This is a genomic window from Amycolatopsis sp. MtRt-6 (genome assembly GCF_017308975.1).
In the GTDB taxonomy this organism is placed as follows: Bacteria; Actinomycetota; Actinomycetes; order Mycobacteriales; family Pseudonocardiaceae; genus Amycolatopsis.
Window position 1 is genome coordinate 1 of the sequence record NZ_JADWPD010000078.1, and the last position, 847, is coordinate 847.

At 65.9% G+C, this 847-nt stretch carries 1 protein-coding gene; it reads left to right on the forward strand.

The genetic code is table 11. From position 1 onward, the window contains the following. Positions 1-839: IS30 family transposase (locus I4Q55_RS48875; RefSeq protein ID WP_206797889.1), on the forward strand; the 839-nt coding region annotated here is incomplete at its 5' end. Between the last annotated feature and the right edge of the window lie 8 nt (positions 840-847).

Here is an 847-nt window from a genome sequence, read left to right on the forward strand (position 1 = left end):
TGAACAAGCCGTATCGGCAGGATCGGCGGTGGGCGATGGCGTGGAGCCCGGAGCAGATCTCTCACCGGCTCCCGGTTGATTTCCCCGATGATGAGTCCATGCGCATCAGTCACGAGGCGATCTATCAGTCGCTGTTCATCGAGGGACGCGGCGCGCTCAAGCGAGAGCTGGTCGCGTGTCTGCGCACCGGTCGTGCCCTGCGGGAACCGCGAGCCCGATCACGCAACAAGCCGCAGGGGCATGTCAGCGCGGACGTCGTCATCAGCGAACGCCCCGCCGAAGCCGCCGATCGCGCCGTTCCAGGGCACTGGGAGGGGGATCTGATCATCGGGACGGGCCGGTCTGCGATCGGCACGCTGGTCGAGCGCAGCAGCCGGTCCACGCTTCTGGTGCATCTGCCCAGGCTGGAGGGCTGGGGTGAGGCCCCACCGGTGAAGAACGGGCCGTCGCTCGGCGGTTACGGCGCCGTCGCGATGAACGCCGCGTTGGCTGCCTCGATCACGCAATTGCCAGAGCAACTGCGGCGGACGATCACCTGGGACCGCGGGAAAGAACTGTCCGGGCACGCACAGCTGACCCTCGAGACCGGGACGAAGGTCTTCTTCGCCGACCCACACTCGCCATGGCAGCGACCGACGAACGAGAACACCAATGGCCTGCTGCGCCAGTACTTTCCGAAGGGCACCGATCTTTCCCGGTGGTCCGCCGAGGAGCTGGAAGCCATCGCCTTCACGATCAATAACCGGCCCCGCAAGATCCTCGGCTGGCGAACCCCGGCCGAGGTCTTCGCCGAGCAGCTACGCTCATTACAAACACCCGGTGTTGCATCGACCGATTGAACTCGCCC